We start from the raw sequence: 20,569 nt of genomic DNA, 5'->3' as shown, positions 1-20,569 counted from the left end.
TAGGTTTGAAGTGTCACCCTGCTCAAATCACAAGTTCCTCTGGTTATTTCCCTATTATCGATCGCGATTGGCTTGGCCAAAAGTAAAATGAGCGTTGTTAGAAACCGATGCAAAACCCACGCAATACTGAACCCCAACCAAAAATGGACCCATCTGTTTCAACGGATTCTAACAAAGTGTTCTACCCAGCCGCGCCTTTGCCAACCGATGTAGGGATGCTTCTCCAATTGGCAGACGGTAGCATTCAGGGCTGCAATTGTCACGCCCAGGATCTGTTGGGGATGACAGCAGAACAGATGCTCTTATGCACTTCAATCAACAGTCGGTGGCAGACTGTGCGTGAAGATGGCTCGGATTTTCCCGGCGAGACGCATCCGGCGATGGTGGCGCTGCAAACCGGGCAACCATGTTTAAATGCCATCATGGGCTTTTATCGGCCACAGGGAGAATTGATTTGGTTGACGCTCAATTCTCAACCTTTATTTCAGGGAGATCGATCGACTCCCTATGCGGTAGTAACAACCTTCACTCCTATCGCTCAACCTCAGCCCGAACCAGTCTGTAATGCGCCCGCGCCACAACTGTCAGACACCCTCGAAAGTATTTCGGACGGGTTCTTTGCTTTGGATCGAGACTGGCGATTTACCTACCTCAATTCGCAAGCGGCGCGGTGGCTGAATCGACCCTCGAAAGATTTGATTGGCCACAGCATTTGGGAAGAGTTTCCCGAATCAGTGGGCAGTTTGTTTGAGCAGGAATATCGCCACGCCGCCACCTTCCAAGTTACAGTTAGTTTTGAATCTTTTTATCCGCCACTTAATGCTTGGTATGCGGTACGAGCTTATCCCATCCCATCGGGACTTGCCGTTTATTTTCAAGATGTAACCGAGCAGAAGGCAGCTCGGGCTGCTTTTGTTAAACAAGCGCAAACAGTGCAGCAACAACTAGCAGAAATCGAGGCGATTTATGCTAGCGCGCCGATCGGACTTTGCTTCCTTGATACTGAGTTGCGGTTTGTGCGCCTCAACGATCGCCTCGCAGAAATTAACCGAGTTCCAGCGGCCGCCCACATCGGCAAAACATTGCGCGAAATCTTGCCAGAAATGGCAGATGATTTAGAGCCGCTTTACCGACAAGTTATTGAAACTAAAGTTCCACTAAAACAGCTCGAAGTTCGCAGGACGAACTCAGTACAGCCGGGAGTCGAACAGGATTGGCTGTTGAGTCTCTATCCGCTGAAAGCCGAGGACGATCGCGTTTTGGGCGTGAATGTGACGGTGCATGAAATTACCGAACGCAAAGCTACCAAAAAAGAAATTCAACGGCTCAACCAAGAACTAGAGCGACGAGTGAATGAACTGGAATCGATACTTGATGCTGTACCCGTCGGTATTACGATCGCCGACGACCCACAGTGTCAAGTAATTCGCGCTAATCGGTTTGCCCTGTCGATGTTGCAAGTGCCGGCCGATACCAATGTTTCTGGAACCGGAGAGCAAGCGGCAGTCCTTCCGTTTAGACGATTCCGCAACGGAGAAGAAATTCCCGGAGAACAACTGCCCATGCAACTAGCCGTGGCTTCCGGCGTCCCAGTGCGAGATATGGAAATTCAAATGGTGCGCGAGGACGGGGTTGCCTTTGATTGGTTGGTGAATGCGGTGCCGTTATTTGACGAACAAGGCGCAGTTCGTGGCTGTGTGGCGGCGTTTATGGATATTAGCGATCGCAAACAAGCTCTTGCTGCTTTGCGCCGCTCTGAGGAACGCTATCGCACTTTGTTTGATTGCCTAGACGAAGGCTTTTGCATCATCGAAATGCTGTTTGACGCCAACGAAAAGCCGATCGATTACCGCTTTTTGGAAGTCAATCCGGCCTTCTTGAAACAAACCGGACTCGAACAACCTGCGGGTAAAACGGTGCGGCAGCTCGTTCCGGATCTCGAAGATTATTGGTTTGAGATGTACGGCAAAGTCGCGCTGACGGGGGAGTCCTTGCGCTTCGAGCACGGCTCGGAAGTCATGAACCGCTGGTTCGAGGTTTTGGCGTTCCGCACTCCTGAGCCACACAGCCGAAAAGTCGCCTTACTTTTCAAAGAAATCAGCGATCGCAAACAATCAGAGAATCGCTTGCGGCAACAGGAAGAACAACTGCGGCTGTTCGTTAAACATTCGCCTGCGGGGGTGGCGATGTTTGACCGCCAGATGCGGTATATGCTGGTGAGCGACCGCTGGCTATCAAGTTACGGGATCGGCGATCGAAACATTGTGGGTCAATCGCACTACGACATCTTTCCCAATTTGCCCGATCGTTTCAAACAAATCCACCAGCGCTGTCTGGCGGGAGCAGTCGAACTCTGCCAAGAAGATCTGTTTCCCCGCCCTGATGGCTTAATCGACTGGGTGCAGTGGGAAATTCACCCTTGGCGAACCAATACAAATGAGATTGGCGGCATCATGATTTTTTGCGAAATCATCACCGATCGCAAAAACGCTGAACTCGCGGTGCTAAAGGCCTCCCAGCAAGTCAGCAATATTATAGAAAGTATTACTGATGCCTTTATGGCTATCGATTCACAATGGCGCTATACCTACGTTAATACCACAGCAGAAAAACTGCTTTCTCGCTCTCGATCGGACTTGCTAGGTCGATCGATCTGGGAGGTATTCCCCGCCGAGAAAGAATCCAATTCGAGGGCATATCAAGAATTTCATCGAGTCGTTAACGAGCAAGTTTCTGTCAAGTTTGAAGAGTTTTCGCCGTCGCTCCAAATGTATATAGAAGTGAGCGCCTATCCAGCCGCCGAAGGATTTACGGCTTATTGGAGCGATATTAGCGATCGCAAACGCACTGAAGAAGAACTGCGGCAAAAGAATGCAATTTTGAATCTGATTAACGAGTCAGCGCCCACGCCAATTTTTGTCAAAGATCGAGAAGGACGGATTATTTATGCAAATCCAGCCACGCTGGACGTACTGGGCAAACCTGCTGCTGAAGTAATTGGGCGGCGCGATCGCGATTTATACCCAATAGCAGAACTTGGAGCCACAGTCACGGACAACGATCGGCGCATTATGGAATCCGGACAAACAGAAGTCGTCGAAGAATCTCCCGATGGCATTCGGACATTTGTGGCAATGAAAGCTCCCTACCGCAATGAAGCGGGAGAAGTCATCGGCTTGATTGGCATCTCCAGCGACATCACAAATCGCAAACGAGCAGAAGTCGCCATGCAAGAACAAACTAAGTTATTGCAAGTAATCATTGACAGCATTGGTGATGGTTTGATTTTGGCTAACCAACAAGGGGAGTTTGTGTTGTTTAACCGAGCCGCCGTGGGGATATTCGGTCAGCTATCGAATGAAAAATCTTGTGAGGAATGGTCGAGCACTTACGGACTTTTTATGACTGACAAAAAAACCCTCTTTCCCGACGCTGAACTACCTCTAGCCAGAGCAATCAAAGGTGAATATGTTAATGATGTAGAGGTATTTGTCCGCCGCGAAGATTCCGAAGATCGCTGGATCAGTATCAGCGGTTATCCGGTAGTTGATACTAGCAGCGAAATCAAAGGCGGAGTGATTGTCTGTCGGGATATCACAGAACGCAAACAAGCCGAAGCAGCGCTGCAAGAAAGCGAAGAACGATTCCGCAATATGGCTAACAATGCTCCTTTTATGGTATGGGTAACAAACTCCACAGGCTACTGTAGTTTCCTGAGCCAAACCTGGTATGACTTCACAGGTCAAACTGAGGAAATAGGTTTGGGATTGGGTTGGGTAAACGCGCTGCATCCAGAAGACCGAGAATACGCCAAGAACGCATTTTTGACCGCCAACGAACGCCAGGAATCTTTCCGCGTGGAATATCGCATCAGGCGTAAGGATGGCGGATATTCTTGGGCGATCGATGCGGCTGCTCCCAGATTTTCCGAAAGCGGACAATTTGAGGGTTATATCGGCTCTGTTATCGACATTACAGAGCGCAAACAAGTGGAAACCGAGCGCGATATGGTTCTGCAATTAGAACAAACGGCCCGCGCGGAAGCGGAACGAGCTAACCGCATTAAAGACGAGTTTCTGGCGGTGCTTTCTCACGAGTTGCGATCGCCCCTGAATCCGATTTTAGGCTGGTCGCAACTGCTCGTCGGCGGCAAGCTGAAGGCGCATCAAACTGCCAAGGCTTTTGAGACGATCGAGCGTAACGCCAGACTACAATCTCAACTAATCGAAGACTTGCTTGACGTGTCTCGGATTCTGCAAGGAAAACTCACATTGAATGTTGCTCCGGTGAATCTGGCAACCATTATTCCGTCTGCGGTGGAAACCGTGCAATTAGCAGCAGAAGCTAAAAAAATTCAAATTAAAATTATTTTAAATCCAGATGTCGGCCAAGTTGTAGGCGATACAAGTCGCTTGCAACAAATTGTGTGGAACTTGTTATCAAACTCGGTGAAATTCACGCCCGAAGGCGGTCGAGTTGAAGTTCGATTAGAGCAAGTCGAACACCAAGCTCAAATTCAAGTCACAGACACTGGTAAAGGCATTACTCCCGATTTCTTACCTTATGTTTTTGACCATTTTCGACAAGAAGATGGCGCCACAACTCGTAAATTTGGTGGCTTGGGACTGGGATTGGCGATCGTCCGCCAACTGATCGAACTTCACGGCGGAACGGTGTTTGCAGAAAGCGCCGGAGAAGGTCAAGGAGCGACGTTTACGGTGAGATTACCGCTATTAAATGATGGTTCTAGAAGGCAGGGGGAGGAAGAACGTCATGGGGATGCTTGTCCCGATATGCCATCCTTGCCACTAGCTGGATTGAGAATTTTGGTGGTAGATGATGAGCTCGACTCGCGAGATTTTGTCGCTTTCGTGCTTGAGGAAGCGGGTGCAGAGGTGATTTCCCTGTCATCTGCTGCTGAGGCGCTAGAGTCGATCGAACAAACTGCACCGGATTTGCTCGTCAGCGACATCGGAATGCCCCACATGGACGGATATATGTTGATAAATCGCATCCGCACTCAGCTTGCGCCTGAGTATCGGCAGTTGTTGGCGATCGCGTTAACGGCTTATGCTGGAGAAGGGCACCAGCGCCAAGTTTTGCAAGCCGGATTTGACAAACACTTAGCCAAGCCGATCGATCCGACCCAGTTAGTTGCTACTGTAGCGCGATCGATCGTCCAGCGCCTTGAAAATAAAGCCTGAGTGTTCTGTAAGATCTTGCACTGTAGTTGATTTGGCTCATTACAGCACCCCGGTTTTGCGTAATTTCAAACTGAATTTACCCGTTAAAAATATTATCCCTGTTTCTTCCCTCGAACCTCGAATCTCAACATCCATCCGTTAAATCCGTTAAATCCGTTACATCCGCTACATAATCCGTTGCCGAACTTCCTTCTCCCTTGCGATCGCCCCTCAAACTTCGCTATTATAAAAAGTTGCAGTTAAAACCCCACAACCCACGATCATGGCCAAGCGCGTCCAATTAGTTTTAAATAAAGATGTCAGCAAACTCGGTAAAGCTGGCGACGTAGTAGAAGTAGCCCCAGGTTACGCCCGCAACTACCTAGTACCCCAAGGAATGGGATTTAGAGCCACTCCTGGCATTCTCAAGCAAGCAGAACGCCGCCGTGAAGAAGAAAGACTGCGCCAGCTAGAGCTCAAGCAGCAAGCTGAAGTCCGCAAAACCGCCCTCCAATCGGCTGGGCCTTTTATCATCTCCAAGCAAGTTGGCGAAGCTGACGCGATTTTTGGTACTGTCACCAACCAAGAAGTAGCAGAACTGATTTTCAACTCTACCAGTCAAGAAGTCGATCGGCGCGGCATCACTCTGCCCGAAATTCGCCAAACTGGTACCTACAAAGCTGAAATCAAACTACACGCAGAAGTTACCGCCGAAGTTGATATTCAAGTTGTTCCGATGTAATTAAGAGTCATCAGTCATCAGTCATCAGTCATTAGTTATTAGTCATTAGTCATTAGCTAACAACTAAGCACTGCTAACTTGCAAAGTGAGTTACGCTAACTTACACATTGAGAACTGATTACTAATAAGTGGCCACTAATAACTAATGACTGAGAAATATTGACTAATGAGCGATTTGATGCCGACAAATATAGAGGCAGAAGAAGCAATTTTGGGCGGGATTTTAATTGACCCAGAAGCTATTTCCCGAATTGCCGAACTGCTGCGGCCGGAGTTTTTTGCCATCACCGCTCATCAAGTCATTTATCGATCGGCATTAGGGCTATTTTTACAGGGTCAACCTACCGATTTAATGACGGTAACAACGGCACTAACCGACCGCAACCAGTTAGAGCAAGTAGGAGGACTAACTAAATTAGCACAATTAGTCGATCGCACAGTTTCCGCAGTCAACATCGACCAATATGCAGTTTTAGTTGAAGACAAATATCAGCGCCGCAAATTAATCGAAGCTGGCAACAACATAGTACAATTAGGTTACGAGACGGCAACACCGCTAGAAACAGTCTTAGACCGCGCCGAACAAGAAATTTTCAGCATAACTCAAGAACGTCCGCAACAGGATTTAGTGTCGATCGGCGAAACACTAAACCAAACATTTCAAGACCTAGAAAATCGCAATGAAGGCCTGACACTTCCCGGCATTCCCTGCGGTTTCTATGACTTAGATGCGATGACAGGAGGCTTTCAGCGATCGGATTTAATCATCGTTGCGGCTAGGCCGGCGATGGGCAAAACGGCCTTTTGTACCAATATCGCCCACCACATCGCCGCCGGACAGCAAAAATTGCCCGTTGCCGTTTTCAGCTTAGAAATGTCGAAAGAACAGCTAGTGCAGCGTATCCTGTCCAGTGAAGCCAAAATAGAAAGTAACAGGTTGCGATCGGGTAGAATCAGTCAAAACGAATGGGAACCAATCAGTACAGCCATTGGGAATTTATCAGAACTACCGCTGTTTATTGACGATACTCCCAATATTACCGTCACAGAAATACGATCGAAAGTCCGCCGCCTCCAAGCAGAACAAGGCGGAACCCTAGGATTAGTCTTGCTAGATTACCTGCAATTAATGGAAGGTACCAGCGACAACCGCGTGCAAGAACTATCTCGAATTACCAGAAGTCTTAAAGGTTTAGCCCGCGAACTCAACGTGCCGATTATTGCCTTATCTCAGTTGAGTCGGGGTGTGGAAGCGAGGACAAACAAGCGGCCGATGATGTCTGATTTACGCGAAAGCGGATCGATCGAGCAAGACGCAGATTTAGTAATTATGCTCTATCGCGATGAATATTACAACCCTGATTCGCCCGATCGCGGAATTGCAGAAGTAATTATTACCAAACACAGAAACGGCCCCACAGGAATCATCAAACTATTATTTGACGCCCAATATACCTGCTTTCGCAATCTGGCATCTCCGAAGCGATCGTAAATCAACCAGGAAATACACAGAAACCCGGTTTCTTAATAAAAAAACCGGGTTTCTAAACACCGTAAAAGTTTTACGTTGAATTAGATTGAGCTACCTAGCCAGCGATTTTCAACAATTCCACATCAAAAATCAGCGTAGCATTAGGAGGAATGACTCCGCCCGCACCGCGAGCACCGTAACCCAGTTCAGGGGGAATAATCAACTGGCGGCGGTCTCCAACTTTCATCGTACCGACACCTTCATCCCAACCCTTAATTACTTGACCCACGCCAATTTTGAACTGAAAAGGAGAATTGCGATCGCGCGAACTGTCAAACTTCGTGCCATCCTCCAAAGTCCCAGTGTAGTGTACCACAACCGTCTGCCCGGTTTTTGGAGTCGCCCCATTACCCTCTTTCAATTCAACATATTTCAGACCTGAATCTGTGGTGACAGTTTTATCAGTATTATCAGTCATGTCATTGCCAGCGATAGTAGCTGGTACCTCCGGTAAAGTAGCATCAGCTACTAGCAAGTTATTTTCATTCAAAGACTGTGCTGACAACTTCTCAATAACAGTCTCTGGTAAAAGATTATTCAATTCGGCTGCAACTGCTTGGGACCCAGAACCGCCCATTTGAGCGACTATCAAAAACACAAAGCAAACCAGCATTACCCCCAAGCTGACTAGAACTCCTCGCAAAATTAACCCTCCTAATACTTTTAACCGCGATATCTCAGATATCTAAGACATCTAGTACAACAAGAACTACCAAATGTTATCTGAACTTTTCCACCAAAAAACGGCAGGTTCCAGATAATTTTAAAGGCAAAAGTATGAAGTCAGAATGTTTGTAATTCTACATAAGTGGCTTCTACATAAGTGCCTTTTTTAGGCTTCTGCCTTTGGGTGACAATTTTATCACAAGATAGCAGCGAACTCCTCGCGGGCGTTAGCGAAGCCCTCGAAGAGGATCGACCTCAGCGCCAGTTACGGTTTTCTAAATCCCGCATCTGACGTTCCAAACGATCGAGCCTTCCCCGCAACTCATCCATTTCGGACTGTCGGGGAACTCCCATATCTTGCAGCATATTCCGTAGTTGCCGCTGCAACTGCGTATCCCAATTTCCCTGTTCAGACTTGAGGTGCTCCGTCATGTCATCGACAAAGGTTTTGGCTTGCTCAGGATTGATTTTGCCATCTTTAACCCATTGCTCGCTGACTTCCTGCAATTTCTCTGCCACCAGGGAGGTAGTACCAATGCCCAGCATTACCAGTTGTTTGAGTAAGTTGCTATTGTTATCCATAGATTTTTCCTAATGTTTGCCCTTTCATACCCGATCGGCTCAGGTCGCCTGCTGTCGCTGCGAAACCATCTGTAAACTTAAAGTTACATCAGCGCACACCTACCTTTCTATTTTGGAGCATCCAGCCGCCTGATGGCGAGCCGATCGCGCTAATCGGCGTTCGGAAAACCCGCTAATGAGCCTACCCACCACATTACCCCATAACCCTGCTGTCTATGCCTGATTGCCCCCGCTGTCACCAACCTGTAGACGCCCAAGCCCTCGCCTGTCCACACTGCAAAATTCCCCTCAAAGCTTTCGGTCATCCGGGTATCCCTCTTTATCGATCAAAACCCGAAGAATTTCTCTGCCCTACCTGTATTTATCACGAAGACGACACTTGCAACTACCCGCAGCGTCCCTTTGCCAAAGAATGCACGCTTTATCACGATCGAGCTGAGCCACTTGTGCCACAGACGAGCTATTACATCAGCAGCGGCTGGCCGCAATCAATCAAAAATTGGTGTCAGCGCCATCTCGTTTGGTTAGCTTTATTAGCTTTAATTATTATTAGCATTGCTGTGTCGATTTAATCTCACATCTTGCACCATTTTCAAGAACAGGCTTATTGACAATGGTGCAACATCTCTGTTCACTCGGATTGTACAAAGCCTAGAATAGAGATATCTCTGTTAATCTGGGTTGCTCTATTATTCTCTAAATTATTCATGAGTTACGTATTCGGCATCGACGGCGGCGGCACTAAAACTATCTGCCTTTTAATGGATGACAACCACCTTGTTTTAGGACGGGGTGAAGCAGGGCCGTCAAATTATCAAACCCTGGGAATTGAGACAGCAAAACAATCCATCCAATTGGCGATCGAACGAGCAGTTCTGTCCGCTCAGGTCGAGGCTGTAGGCAATCTCAACATAGAAGCAATTGGTTTGGGACTAGCAGGCGTCGGGCGTCCAAAAGATCGCGAAATAGTGCAATTTGTAGTGCAGAACTTGCAGTTGACAAATACTTTACCAGTAACCCGATCGTTCTTGCCCAGGAATATAGTAATTTGCAGCGACTGCGCGATCGCACTTGCTGGCGGTACAGGTCATCCGGTGGGTATCGCCGTTATTTCAGGAACCGGTTCGATTGTTTTCGGGCAAAACCGTCACGGGAAAACTAAACGAGTCGGCGGTTGGGGATATATTTTAGGCGATGAAGGCAGCGGATATAACATCGCCCTTCAGGGTTTGCAAGCTGCTTTGAAATTCTATGACGGACGCGAAGATTTTACCCTGCTTGCCGAAAAATTTCAAAAGCATTTAGGCCTCAATAACCTAGAAGAATTGGTAGAAGTCGTTTACGGGCGCGGTTGGGGAGTCAAAGAAATTGCAACTTTAGCACCAATAGTCGATCGAGCCGCAGCAGAGGGCGATCGCGTCGCTGACGGCATTATCAATAATGCTGTGGCAGAATTAACCTATTCAACAAAAATAGCCATTTCAGCGCTATTTAACCAAACAGAAGAATTTGAAATTGTGCTCGTAGGAGGTGTGTGGGGCGGCGAGGCAAATTGCCGAGGTCGGTTTGAAGCTGCAATAAGTGCGACCGCCCCAAAAGCTAAGGTAATCTCGCCCCGATACGAACCAGCTTTCGGTGCAGGATTGTTAGCCTTAAACGCTCTCAACAATTAATTGTTGACTGTTGACTGTTGAATGCTGACTTTTGACTATCTTCCTTATCTTCCCGATAGCCCCTGTATTGCCGATTTTCTCGATTTTTCCAAATTTTCAACTTCTGGATTATCGACCTTATCTTCCCAACTGGTAGAATTCCAGCCTGCCATAATCAAAACATCAGATGAATGCGAAACCAGAAACAAATTTAGCAGTAGTGCGTTCCTAAGTAAACAAAAACCGAAACAAGGAGACAATTTATATGATTACTTCTCAAAAATGGCGTTCAGCAACAGCAGCAATCCTCGCACTGGGCATTACAGTGGGAACCAGCGCGCCGCTGGTGGTAGCTAATCCTGCAGAAGCTCAACAACGAATTTCCCAATTTGATAGCATCCGCATTCCCTCGGGCAGTGTAATTCCAGTTAGCTATGAAAAAGACAAAATAGTTGTCACCCGCGAAGAAACTGCACCTTTAACTTTAACTGTAGCGCAAGACATCCGCACACCTCAAGGCAGAGTATTAATCCCCAGAGGCAGCCAGATAGTCGGGGCACTGCAACCTGTCAGAAGAGGCAATCAAAGTGGTACTCAATTTGTTGCCAGAGAGTTAGTTATCAGCCGCCGCCAACGCTATCGGATTGACGGAAATTCAGGAATTATTACCAGAACCGAAAGAGTCCAAAAAGGTGCTGGCACAGGTTCAGTAGCCCAAGGTGCAGCTTTGGGTGCAGCAGCAGCAGCAGCACTCGCAGGCATTACCGGCGACAAAGCCATCGCCACGGAAGAAGTATTAGGAGGCGCTGGGATCGGCGCTTTAGCTGGAGTATTGTTGGGGCGGCGCAGCGTTGACGTACTCGTGATTCGCCCGGAACAAGATTTAGCAGTAAGATTGCGATCGGACATCGTACTCCGGTAATATTGGAATCTTCGGATTAATTATTTGCAGTAAAACATTGTCGATCGCTAACTTGTGGTCTCCCGATAATTGGCTAGGCATACTGTTAAGGTTGTGCCTAGCCATGTTTGTTGGCGGAATTATTGGATGGGAGCGCCAACTCAGAAACAAACCAGCGGGATTGAGAACTCATATGCTAGTTAGTATGGGTTCTGCACTGTTTGTTTTAATGCCGCTGGCAATGGGTAAAAATGAAAACGGAGGAGATGCTGTAGCGCGGGTAATTCAAGGCATTGCTGCCGGGATTGGGTTTTTGGGAGGCGGAGAAATCATGCGGCAAAATCAGCAGGAAAGAGGCAAACCGGAAGTTCACGGGCTTACCTCTGCCGCCGCTATTTGGGTATCAGCAGCTTTAGGAACTGCGGCAGGATGCGGGTTGTGGCAACTGGCATTAATTGGCGCTTTAATGTCGCTGTTTGTTCTGAGAGTAATTAAAGAGTTAGAGCGTCGGAGTCGTAGGAAATAGTCTCATTGAGTATATTCAATTTGGCAAAATAACCTTACAATGTTGCTAGTAACGCCGCAATTACCAACTCGTTTGATGAATCTTCACTACTAACCAATTTGATTGCGGTTAATCGAGGGTAAATAATATTAGTTTTTTCATACCAAGTCGAGTTAATCACTTATCATAAATTGTTGGCTATCCTCCCCGCCAGACCTGTCAATGTATTGAAAAAGTAGCTCAAACCTATCATAATAAGGAGTGCAACCGGAATTGATATATAGCAATCCTATATGAATTGTGAAAAGGCATCAAATTTTTTCAAGTTAGGAAAATTGAAAAGATTATATTTAGCAAACAATTGAAATAAAAGATTAATAATATTAATTTTTTTGACTAAACGATAAAACATCCCGATCAAACTTTTTAATTGAAACCATATTGCTTCAATTGGATTTTCTTCGGGTGCATAAGGGGCAAAAAGTTCACAAGTAATTTTCCATTCCAAAGGGGCTAGTCCTTCATTTTGTTTTGCTAAAAATTTCCGCCTATTCTCTCCGGTATGATGCCTGACTTCATCCCAAAATATTAACAATCTTTTTCCGACATTTCTTTTGTAAATTTTCGACAAATTTGACAGTATTTTCTCCATTCCCCGTTGAATACTTGGCGACAATTAAATCTGGCTCTAACAAATTTAATGCACCATAATAAGTTTGCCTATCTTTATAATTATTAATTGGTATTTCCACGCGTTCTTTTGACTTTCCCCATCCTTCACCTACAATGTCTCCTCCATTAAATGGCATTCGTTTATTGCATAGACTACAAGCTGTCCCGACTCTATTTTCTATCTATTATCTTCGAGAAATTGGTTAAGTCTTTCAATTCTTTTTTTGACTGCTTTTTCATTTTTTATCGGATTTACTTTTTCAGCTTTTTGTCTGGTTATCTTCTCTTTTCTGTAAATATTATAGTAACTTTATTTCGATTTAAATATAACATCGTACTCCTCTATTAAATATATTTCTATTTCTGATATATCCCAATATTATTGGCGGCATGATAACCATTTTATGGTTGATTCTTCTTCTTTTGTTAGCTTGGTTTTCGCTCCTCTATAGCCTAATCTTAGACCTGGTATTCCTTGTGTTATAAATTTTTTCCCTTTACTTACAAAACCTTGAGATACATTTAGTATATTTTATATCGCTCTGTACACATAACCTTGGAGAGCTAGTTTTACTGCTAAGGCTCTCTTCATTTCTCGCGAGTCTCCATTACTATTTATAAATTTGATTAAACCTTCTATTTGTCTTTCTTTTTCATTTTGATTGGCTTCCATTTGCTTTCTTCCCTTTCATTTATTATGAAAGTTTCCTATGTATTTTACCATAGAAATCCATATTTACATCTCAAATGAAATTGCTATAACAAGAAATAACCTTTGAATGCTAACGATCGACAGTTAGTCAGCAAACAGGGTGATAGGTCTGGTCATCCCCGCCTTGCCTTTGAGGAGCTAAGTCCTGCCTACAAGCTTAAACATTTATTTTAAAAATCATTTAAATTAGAATTGATTGGCTTACTACCGAGTTAAGCAAGATAGGAATAGTGGTAAAATTAATTAGTTATACGTTAGAAAAAATAACTCTTAAATAAAATTTTTTAGTAAATTGATTAATTAATATTTATTTTGCCGGAAAGCACATGAATGAATAAAGCTCGTTAATTCGTTTCGGGAAAACTTGGCATTTTCATCAATTCCAAAGACTCTTGCCTTACGCGACCCGCCATGGCAGCTAACTGCAAGCTCATAAAAGCATTCAAATCTTCCAAATCACACTTGGCTGAGGAAAAAATATTCTGCATTTCTTTTTCCGCTTCCAAACTCAGATATCCAGCGGCAATAGCTTGTTTTACAACTTCACGAATCTGCACGGTAGAAATTTCCCTTACTAAATTTTAACTAATCAAAAGCAAACAAGTTACTAACAGGAAGTTTCGGAAGCCGTCTCGCCAAAGATTTCAAATTTTTTCAGCTCGCGAGACTCTTGTTTCACTCCTCCGGACATAGCTGCTAGTTGCAAAGCCATAAAAGCATTTAAGTCTTCTAAGTCATAGGTGGTGGTAGTTAACATCCGCCGCAGTTGATTTTCGGCTTCAATGGTTAGATAGCCTAGAGCCAGAGCTTGCTGGGCGAGATCGCGAATTAGTACCATAACACTTCGGGGTTTTATTGGTTCAAGTCTCAGTATCAACTCTTTTCACAGAATCAGCAGTGACGGCTATTGCTCGATAGGTGTGACATTGTTACGGGACACTCGTGACAACCGGAGTCGGAGAGTGTGACTAAGTATTTGCACGGTTGTGACGGCGATCACGCGGGGGATGCTAGAGGCGGAGTCGGAGACTGGGGAGTCGGAGAGTGTCCGGGTGTCTGCATGGGGGAGTCGGAGAGTGTCCGAGTGGAGGAGCCGGAGAGGGGGAGCATTTTTCTTTTTCCCTGGGACTAATTATTGATGACTACTGCCTTCTACCTTCAGAAGACGCTCAACGTCTATAATCAGCAAGTTAAATATTTACGGCAAGACATATGGAACTAGCTCATAAAGATTTGCTACAACAAATAGCCCGACTATCGGAAACTTATGCTAATTTGGCCGATCGCCTATCCCAAGCAGCAAAACAACTGCAAGACTCGGGCATTCCTCCCTCTGACAGCTTGCTGCAAGAAGTAGCCGCCTACAGCCGCAACTTTGCTGCAGTCCAAAAACAAGCTCTCGAAATCAACAAATCCGCGATCGCACCGGGGGAAATTGCTTCCCTCAAAGACATTCAAAACTTAGTCGAGACTGCCGCAGCTTCCGAAGGTAAAGCAGAAATTCGCGATGCAGCATTGAAAGTGATCGATCGAGTATTGGCGATCGCCCACCGCGAACAAAGCGACTTCGCACCCTTACAATCAGTTCATGCCAAAGCCCGCGAACTGCAGCGCGCGATTTCCGAATCAACCCCAACTCAACTGCATTCTGACGCAGAATCCTTAATCAGCGGCAAACACCCAGTTTCAGCAGTTCTCGCCCTGGTGGAACAGCAAGACAAATTAGATGACGAACAGTGGGTAATTCTCGAAGAAACAGTCAGCGCCGCTTTTGGCAAACAAATAGCCGTAGCTATTTCCAGAGGCAAATTAACCATTGCTGAGATGGTAAAAGCAGCACCTGCAAAAGTCGAACCCGCATTTAAAGCAGCGCCAGAACAAAAAATCAGCGCCGAACCTTTGCCAGAAGTGATTGTCATCCCGTCAGGAAATGTGGCACCTAAACAAGTTACAGTTGCACCACAGATCCAGATTTTGGAATCCCCCGCACCTTCTGTCCCCATGCACGAGGTAATTATTGTTCCCAGCGTGGAAGTACCTAAGTCTCTTCAGACAACCGGTTCCGGGAACATTGTCTTTGGGGCACCTCGGGACATTCAACAAGCTCCTGTAGAGGGCGGTTTGGGAATCAAAGTTTTGGTGCACATTCAGGGAATTGGCGATCGAACTTTCGGTGCTCAAGAATACGCGGGTACTAAAGCTCAAGGGCGCCGTGTCGAAGGATTTCAAATTAATATCGATCCCCCAATTCCCGGCTTAAAAGTCGAGTACATGGCTCACGTCGAAGGTGTGGGCGATACTCCTTGGATCGGCGAAGGAGAATTGGCAGGTTTTCGGGGTCAAGCGAAACGAATTGAGGGATTTGCGGTGCGGTTGAGCGGACCGCAAGCTGATAAGTACGACGTATTTTATAGCGCTCACATTCAGAATATCGGCGACACCGACGTGTCTTCCAACGGCGAATATTGCGGCACTCGCGGCAAAGCTTTGAGGATCGAGGGCATCAAAGTTTGGCTCGCGCCGTCTGCTAGTTCTCAAGTTGTGGCACCTGTGGGTTTAAAAGTGTTGGCGCATATTCAAGGAATTGGCGATCGAACTTTTAGCGATCGAGAATATGCGGGTACTAAAGCTCAAGGCCGCCGCGTCGAAGGATTTCAAATTAAAATAGAGCCTCCCGTTGCCGGTTTAAATTTGCAGTACATGGCTCACGTTGAAGGAGTTGGCGATACTGCTTGGATCTCAGAAGGGGAGTTGGCCGGTTTCCGGGGCAAAGCCAAGCGCATTGAGGGATTTGCCGCCCGCCTGACAGGGCCGCAAGCTGATAAATACGACGTATTTTATACGGCTCACATCCAGAATGTAGGCGATACTCCGGTTACTGCTAACGGTCAATATTGCGGCACTCGCGGCAAAGGTTTGAGGGTTGAGGGGATGACGGTATGGGTTGAGCCAAAAGCGTAAAAAATGAGAATGAATGGAAAATTTTAAATGGCTTTTTCCATTCATTTTGTGTTGTTATATCATTTGGTCTTTGTTCGTTTTTGTATGATTTGCGCGATGGTAGGGGAGGGTTTTACCAACCATCTACGCCAAAAACTAATAATCCCATAAACCCGCCGCTCAACGGTAAACCTGAATGTACATTTTTTCCCTTCGATCAAAGTCAAGGTTGATATAGGTTATTAGTTGTGGGGGGCGGGTTTAGGAGAATGTTTGTGTGGGTAAATATTATTGGTAAAACCCGCCGCTACAGCATCAAAAACATTTGCACAACTTACGCTAGCAGACACTATATTAATGGTGTAGAACGTGCAACAAGCCTTCTACCACATGACCGATCGCACTTGGAGCAGCTTCGCAAGCTGCTGCTTCGGCGGCGCACTGGCCGGCGTGGAGTGCGTTTCCGACAGCCTGACTCCCTCCCTCCAGCGCATCGGCACCAAATTGACCGCGATATGTTTCTTGGACCATTTCAGCTTGAATTTTGCTGGTGGTCTCTTCGGGATTCGTTTCCCAATTGCGGATTGTTTGGACAATCTCGAATCCAGCCCAAATAAACATTCCGAGGACGATCGCACCAATCAAATATCCCATAGCTTTCTTTAAAGGTTGAGGTTGGCTGTAGCTAATTTAGCGCAACGATTGCCTGCAGACAGGATGCAAATCATTGCTGTTGAGTGCGGATGTCAGCCTGTTATAGCAGATGTTGAAGGCTTTAGTTATTCTTGAGAGAAGAAAGTCGATAGCCAACAGAATAATTAAGCAATTTTAATATTTACAGGCTGTGGAATTACACGGTTGCTGAACGGGAAATGCTCTTTGGCGGCGCTACCTGTAAAATGTATCATAAATACTTTACAGGGCGGTAGAGTAGGAGTTAACATCGGCTGAGCCGATAAAATATTACAGCCAAAAACAAAATATTATGTCAGATGCACGCGATCGATGATTTTACCGTGCTGGGGGATAAATAGTTACTTGAAAAAGCCTTAAAAATCCGGCTACAGTTGCTCAAAAGTCTTTTCCATCAATACTTACATATAAATATGTCATTGCCAGCAGACGATCGCCCGCAGTCCGCAACCACTGATAGTGAATCTTCCTATCAACTTTCACCGATACAGCAGGGGCTGTTGTTCGACAGCCTTTCGGGCCAACAATCAGGGATAGACATCGAACAAGCTATCTGTAGCATCCGGGAAAATTTAAATGTTTCAGCTTTCCTCAAAGCTTGGCAGCAAATAGTGCAGCGGCATCCCATCTTGAGAACCAGTTTTTGTTGGTCAGGTAAAGAAGTTCCCCTGCAAATGGTACATCACCAAGTTGAACTCCCAAGCGTTGAGCAAGACTGGCGCAATTTGTCGGAGGGCGATCGTGCAAACCAACTCGAAACCTATTTGCAAGCCGATCGCCTGCAAGGCTTTGACTTAACTCAACCCCCGCTGATGCGTTTGGCTTGGTTCCGCTGGTCGGAAACCGAGTACAAACTGATCTGGACTTATCACCACATTTTGCTTGACAGTACCTCGGCGATCGTGGTTTTGCAAGAAGTTTTTACCTTGTACGAATCTCTGTGTGCCGATCGAGCATTAGAATTACAACCGCCCCGCTGCGATCGAGATTGCATCGAGTGGAGGCAGCAGCCAGACATCTCTAAAGCAGAAACATTCTGGAAACAATACTTAAGCGGTTTCAGCGCTCCTACCCCTCTGGTTGGGGATTTTTCAAGGGCGGCCAAGATGCCCGCCCCACCAGGAAATTCATCAGTTGTGGAACAGGCATCTGGCCTGTTCCTGACACCAACAGAAAATTTATCAGCAGAAGCAGAAATCCGGCTTTCTAGCACCGTAACCGCAGCCTTAAACTCCCTCATTCAAGAACAGCAACTAACCCTAAATACCCTGCTGCAAGGAGTGTGGGCTTTACTTTTGAGCCGCTGTTCCGGTTCTGAAGATGTAGTATTTGGAACTATTTACAACAGCCGATCGCAGAATCTAGAAAAAGCAGAATCAGCGGTAGGATTATTCATAAATACTTTGCCGTGTCGGGTAATTGTATCTCCCGATTTACCAGCGATCGACTGGCTCAAACAACTGCAAACTCAATGGACGGCATTTCAAGAATACGGGAACGTGCCGCTGGCAAAAACTCAAGAATGGAGCGAGATTTCCCGCGGCACAGCTTTATTTGAAAGCCTGCTAGTAGTTGAAAAATATCACATTAACTCTGCCTTGCAAGCTCTGGGCGGCAACTGGCAAAACCGAGAATTTCAGCTTTTAGAACAGACAAGTTTTCCCCTAACAGTTTACGCATACGGGGGAACAGAACTGCTGTTGAAAATTGCGGGCGATCGCCAGCGCTTCGATCCGATCGCCATTACCCGAATGTTGGGACACCTGCAAACTTTGCTAGAAAGTATAGCGGCGAATCCCCAGCAGAAAATCAGCAAATTGTCAATGCTGACAGCAGCCGAACTTGCTCAGTTGCAGGAGTGGAATCAAACTCAAGCAAATTATCCGCAAGACAAATGCGTTCACCAATTATTTGAAGCACAAGTCGAGCGATCGCCCGATGCCATTGCCGCCGTTTTTTCCCACAATGCCCAACAGCAACTCACCTACCTGGAACTCAATTCCAAAGCCAATCAACTAGCCCATTACTTGCAGCAATTAGGCGTCGGGCCCGATGTTTTAGTAGCTATTTGCATGGAACGTTCCTTAGAAATTGCGATCGCCGTTTTAGGCGTTCTCAAAGCAGGCGCAGCTTACGTTCCCCTAGATCCCGCCTATCCCAAAGAAAGGCTGACCTTCATGTTAGCCGACACCCAAACTCCCCTTATACTCACTCAATCTCACTTAGTGTCGGGGCTGCCAGCACATCAAGCCCGCGCCGTTTGCTTGGACGGAGACTGGGAAACCATCAGCAGTCACAACACGGAAAACCCAGCTAGCAGCGTCTCTCCCCAAAATTTAACTTATACAATATATACATCAGGTTCCACAGGCAAACCCAAAGGAGTTCCCCTCCCGCACCGCGCCCTAGTCAACCTAATTGCGTGGCAACTGCAAAACTCCAGCCTTGAAGGCGCAGCCAAAACCCTGCAATTTGCATCTCTCAGCTTCGATGTCTCGTTTCAAGAAATGTTCTGTACTTGGTGTGCCGGCGGCACCCTCGTTTTCATCACAGAAGAAATCCGGCGAGATGCCCAGAGTTTGTTGCAGCTAATCGACAAACAAAAGATTCAAAGACTGTTTCTCCCTTTTATCGCCCTGCAACACTTAGCCGAAGCAGCCGATACCTATCAGCTAATACCGAAATCGCTGCGCGAAGTAATCACCGCCGGCGAACAGTTGCAAGTCAACCGTTACATAGCCAGTTTCTTTCAGCAGCTAGAAAATTGTACCCTGCACAATCAATACGGCCCCTCCGAGAGCCACGTTGTTACCGCTTATACCCTCGCAGGCCCGCCCGGAGATTGGGCCGCACTGCCTCCGATCGGCCGCCCTATTGCCAACACTCAAATCTATTTGTTACAAAAAGAGGGTGAGCCTATACCTTTAGGAGTAGGGGGAGAACTATACATCGGGGGGATTTGCTTAGCGCGGGGCTATCTCAACCGCCCTGACTTGACTGCTGAAAAATTTATTCCCAACCCTTTTCGACAAAATAAAATACTCGCGATCGAGGATGAAGAAGATCGCCTTTACAAAACAGGAGATTTAGCTCGCTACCTGCCAGACGGTAACATCGAGTACATCGGGCGGATTGACGGCCAAGTCAAAATTCGCGGCTTCCGCATAGAGTTGGGAGAAATCGAAACCGCACTGGCAAAACATCGCGCCGTCAAACAAGCTGTGGTGCTGGCGCGGGAAGACGAACCGGGGGACAAACGATTGGTTGCATACATAGTTGCCAATCCAGAGGAGAAATTGGCAATAGCCGACCTCCGCCCTTACCTGCAAGGGCAACTCCCAGATTACATGGTGCCTGCGATTTTTATGACTGTTGAGGCGATGCCGAAGACGCCCAGCGGGAAAATCGATCGCCGCGCCCTGCCGGCACCTGACTCGCAGCGACAAGAACAGTCCCAGAGTTACGCTGCACCGCAAAGCGAGTTGGAGCTTTTGCTGGCGGGTGTTTGGTCTAAGCTGCTGAAGCTCGATCGCGTCGGCATTCACGACAATTTCTTCGAGATTGGAGGCAATTCTTTGATGACGCTGCAAGTTGCAGTCCAAGTCCGGACTCTGTTAGGCAAAGACTTGCCGGTGGTGAAATTGTTCCAGCACCCGACGATCGCCCAATTGGCAAATTATTTAAACGAGGGAAAAAGCGCGAGCCCGTCCAACAACAAATTTCAAGACAGGGCCGATCGGCAAAAAGCTGCTTTTAAACGGCAAAAGCAATCTACCAAAAAACCCTAATT

The 20,569-nt window shown here is 46.6% G+C and carries 17 protein-coding genes; 9 read left to right on the top strand and 8 right to left on the bottom strand.

Annotation, left to right across the window (positions count from 1 at the left end; all coding sequences use genetic code 11):
- Positions 1 to 107: 107 nt before the first annotated feature.
- From QUA53_RS03390 to dnaB, 3 genes are all read left to right on the top strand, one after another.
- Positions 108 to 5,204 carry a PAS domain-containing protein gene (locus tag QUA53_RS03390; protein ID WP_445304913.1) on the top strand — a complete coding sequence of 1,699 codons (5,097 nt, stop codon included), beginning with the start codon at positions 108 to 110 and terminating at the stop codon, positions 5,202 to 5,204.
- A gap of 262 nt (positions 5,205 to 5,466) precedes the next feature.
- The gene (gene rplI, locus QUA53_RS03385) at positions 5,467 to 5,925 is read left to right on the top strand and encodes a 50S ribosomal protein L9 (protein ID WP_006634794.1); all 459 of its coding nucleotides are present in this window, start codon (positions 5,467 to 5,469) and stop codon (positions 5,923 to 5,925) included.
- A gap of 166 nt (positions 5,926 to 6,091) precedes the next feature.
- Positions 6,092 to 7,417 (top strand): replicative DNA helicase, encoded by a 1,326-nt coding sequence (dnaB, locus tag QUA53_RS03380; protein WP_333063067.1) that lies wholly within the window; start codon positions 6,092 to 6,094, stop codon positions 7,415 to 7,417.
- A 94-nt stretch (positions 7,418 to 7,511) separates the two neighbouring features.
- Here the strand turns inward: dnaB and QUA53_RS03375 are convergent, their stop codons facing one another.
- Together QUA53_RS03375 and QUA53_RS03370 are read right to left on the bottom strand one after the other, a co-directional pair.
- The gene (locus QUA53_RS03375; RefSeq protein ID WP_333095075.1) at positions 7,512 to 8,099 is read right to left on the bottom strand and encodes an FKBP-type peptidyl-prolyl cis-trans isomerase; all 588 of its coding nucleotides are present in this window, start codon (positions 8,097 to 8,099) and stop codon (positions 7,512 to 7,514) included.
- 278 nt (positions 8,100 to 8,377) lie between these two features.
- Positions 8,378 to 8,704: a phasin family protein gene (locus QUA53_RS03370; RefSeq protein ID WP_242723321.1), complete on the bottom strand. Its 327-nt coding sequence runs from the start codon at positions 8,702 to 8,704 to the stop codon at positions 8,378 to 8,380.
- A gap of 215 nt (positions 8,705 to 8,919) precedes the next feature.
- Here QUA53_RS03370 and QUA53_RS03365 point away from each other — a divergent pair, with 215 nt between their 5' ends.
- From QUA53_RS03365 to QUA53_RS03350, 4 genes are all read left to right on the top strand, one after another.
- A complete protein-coding gene (locus tag QUA53_RS03365; protein ID WP_333095076.1) occupies positions 8,920 to 9,276 on the top strand; it encodes a zinc ribbon domain-containing protein in 357 nt (118 codons plus the stop codon).
- 135 nt (positions 9,277 to 9,411) lie between these two features.
- Positions 9,412 to 10,377, top strand: a complete 966-nt coding sequence (locus QUA53_RS03360) for a BadF/BadG/BcrA/BcrD ATPase family protein (protein ID WP_333095077.1) — start codon at positions 9,412 to 9,414, stop codon at positions 10,375 to 10,377.
- A gap of 244 nt (positions 10,378 to 10,621) precedes the next feature.
- Complete coding sequence (locus QUA53_RS03355) at positions 10,622 to 11,278, top strand: hypothetical protein (RefSeq protein ID WP_333095078.1); 657 nt, start codon at positions 10,622 to 10,624, stop codon at positions 11,276 to 11,278.
- A gap of 37 nt (positions 11,279 to 11,315) precedes the next feature.
- Positions 11,316 to 11,783 (top strand): MgtC/SapB family protein, encoded by a 468-nt coding sequence (locus QUA53_RS03350; RefSeq protein WP_333220790.1) that lies wholly within the window; start codon positions 11,316 to 11,318, stop codon positions 11,781 to 11,783.
- Between the two features lie 268 nt (positions 11,784 to 12,051).
- Here QUA53_RS03350 and QUA53_RS03345 read toward each other — a convergent pair whose 3' ends face one another.
- From QUA53_RS03345 to QUA53_RS03325, 5 genes are all read right to left on the bottom strand, one after another.
- The gene (locus QUA53_RS03345; protein ID WP_333095081.1) at positions 12,052 to 12,357 is read right to left on the bottom strand and encodes a hypothetical protein; all 306 of its coding nucleotides are present in this window, start codon (positions 12,355 to 12,357) and stop codon (positions 12,052 to 12,054) included.
- The gene (locus tag QUA53_RS03340) at positions 12,338 to 12,571 is read right to left on the bottom strand and encodes a hypothetical protein (RefSeq protein ID WP_333095082.1); all 234 of its coding nucleotides are present in this window, start codon (positions 12,569 to 12,571) and stop codon (positions 12,338 to 12,340) included. The genes QUA53_RS03345 and QUA53_RS03340 overlap by 20 nt, the downstream gene beginning before the upstream one ends.
- 395 nt (positions 12,572 to 12,966) lie before the next feature.
- Positions 12,967 to 13,107, bottom strand: coding sequence for a hypothetical protein (locus QUA53_RS03335; protein ID WP_333095084.1), 141 nt, complete (start codon positions 13,105 to 13,107; stop codon positions 12,967 to 12,969).
- A gap of 383 nt (positions 13,108 to 13,490) precedes the next feature.
- Positions 13,491 to 13,703, bottom strand: coding sequence for a hypothetical protein (locus tag QUA53_RS03330; RefSeq protein ID WP_333095085.1), 213 nt, complete (start codon positions 13,701 to 13,703; stop codon positions 13,491 to 13,493).
- 50 nt (positions 13,704 to 13,753) lie between these two features.
- The gene (locus QUA53_RS03325) at positions 13,754 to 13,984 is read right to left on the bottom strand and encodes a hypothetical protein (RefSeq protein WP_333069764.1); all 231 of its coding nucleotides are present in this window, start codon (positions 13,982 to 13,984) and stop codon (positions 13,754 to 13,756) included.
- A gap of 374 nt (positions 13,985 to 14,358) precedes the next feature.
- Here QUA53_RS03325 and QUA53_RS03320 point away from each other — a divergent pair, with 374 nt between their 5' ends.
- On the top strand, positions 14,359 to 16,107 hold the full coding sequence (locus QUA53_RS03320; protein ID WP_333095088.1) for a hypothetical protein: 1,749 nt from the start codon (positions 14,359 to 14,361) through the stop codon (positions 16,105 to 16,107).
- A gap of 333 nt (positions 16,108 to 16,440) precedes the next feature.
- Here QUA53_RS03320 and QUA53_RS03315 read toward each other — a convergent pair whose 3' ends face one another.
- Complete coding sequence (locus QUA53_RS03315) at positions 16,441 to 16,740, bottom strand: hypothetical protein (protein ID WP_333095090.1); 300 nt, start codon at positions 16,738 to 16,740, stop codon at positions 16,441 to 16,443.
- Between the two features lie 452 nt (positions 16,741 to 17,192).
- On the opposite strand from QUA53_RS03315, the gene QUA53_RS03310 reads away from it, so the two are divergent.
- Positions 17,193 to 20,567: an amino acid adenylation domain-containing protein gene (locus tag QUA53_RS03310; protein WP_333095091.1), complete on the top strand. Its 3,375-nt coding sequence runs from the start codon at positions 17,193 to 17,195 to the stop codon at positions 20,565 to 20,567.
- Positions 20,568 to 20,569 lie beyond the last annotated feature (2 nt).

Origin of the sequence: Microcoleus sp. Pol12B3, assembly GCF_036701355.1 — a bacterium.
Taxonomy (GTDB): domain Bacteria; phylum Cyanobacteriota; class Cyanobacteriia; order Cyanobacteriales; family Microcoleaceae; genus Microcoleus.
This window is presented reverse-complemented; position numbering and strand designations above follow the sequence as displayed.

Bases quoted from the DNA above. Each gene is read 5' to 3' on its own strand.
- QUA53_RS03355 (WP_333095078.1), top strand. From the start codon at position 10,622: ATGATTACTTCTCAAAAATGGCGTTCAGCAACAGCAGCAATCCTCGCA.
- QUA53_RS03310 (WP_333095091.1), top strand. From the start codon at position 17,193: ATGTCATTGCCAGCAGACGATCGCCCGCAGTCCGCAACCACTGATAGT.
- QUA53_RS03370 (WP_242723321.1), bottom strand. From the start codon at position 8,704: ATGGATAACAATAGCAACTTACTCAAACAACTGGTAATGCTGGGCATT.
- QUA53_RS03335 (WP_333095084.1), bottom strand. From the start codon at position 13,107: ATGGAAGCCAATCAAAATGAAAAAGAAAGACAAATAGAAGGTTTAATC.
- QUA53_RS03315 (WP_333095090.1), bottom strand. From the start codon at position 16,740: ATGGGATATTTGATTGGTGCGATCGTCCTCGGAATGTTTATTTGGGCT.
- rplI (WP_006634794.1), top strand. From the start codon at position 5,467: ATGGCCAAGCGCGTCCAATTAGTTTTAAATAAAGATGTCAGCAAACTC.
- QUA53_RS03320 (WP_333095088.1), top strand. From the start codon at position 14,359: ATGGAACTAGCTCATAAAGATTTGCTACAACAAATAGCCCGACTATCG.
- QUA53_RS03365 (WP_333095076.1), top strand. From the start codon at position 8,920: ATGCCTGATTGCCCCCGCTGTCACCAACCTGTAGACGCCCAAGCCCTC.
- QUA53_RS03340 (WP_333095082.1), bottom strand. From the start codon at position 12,571: ATGCCATTTAATGGAGGAGACATTGTAGGTGAAGGATGGGGAAAGTCA.
- QUA53_RS03325 (WP_333069764.1), bottom strand. From the start codon at position 13,984: ATGGTACTAATTCGCGATCTCGCCCAGCAAGCTCTGGCTCTAGGCTAT.
- QUA53_RS03390 (WP_445304913.1), top strand. From the start codon at position 108: ATGCAAAACCCACGCAATACTGAACCCCAACCAAAAATGGACCCATCT.
- dnaB (WP_333063067.1), top strand. From the start codon at position 6,092: ATGAGCGATTTGATGCCGACAAATATAGAGGCAGAAGAAGCAATTTTG.
- QUA53_RS03360 (WP_333095077.1), top strand. From the start codon at position 9,412: ATGAGTTACGTATTCGGCATCGACGGCGGCGGCACTAAAACTATCTGC.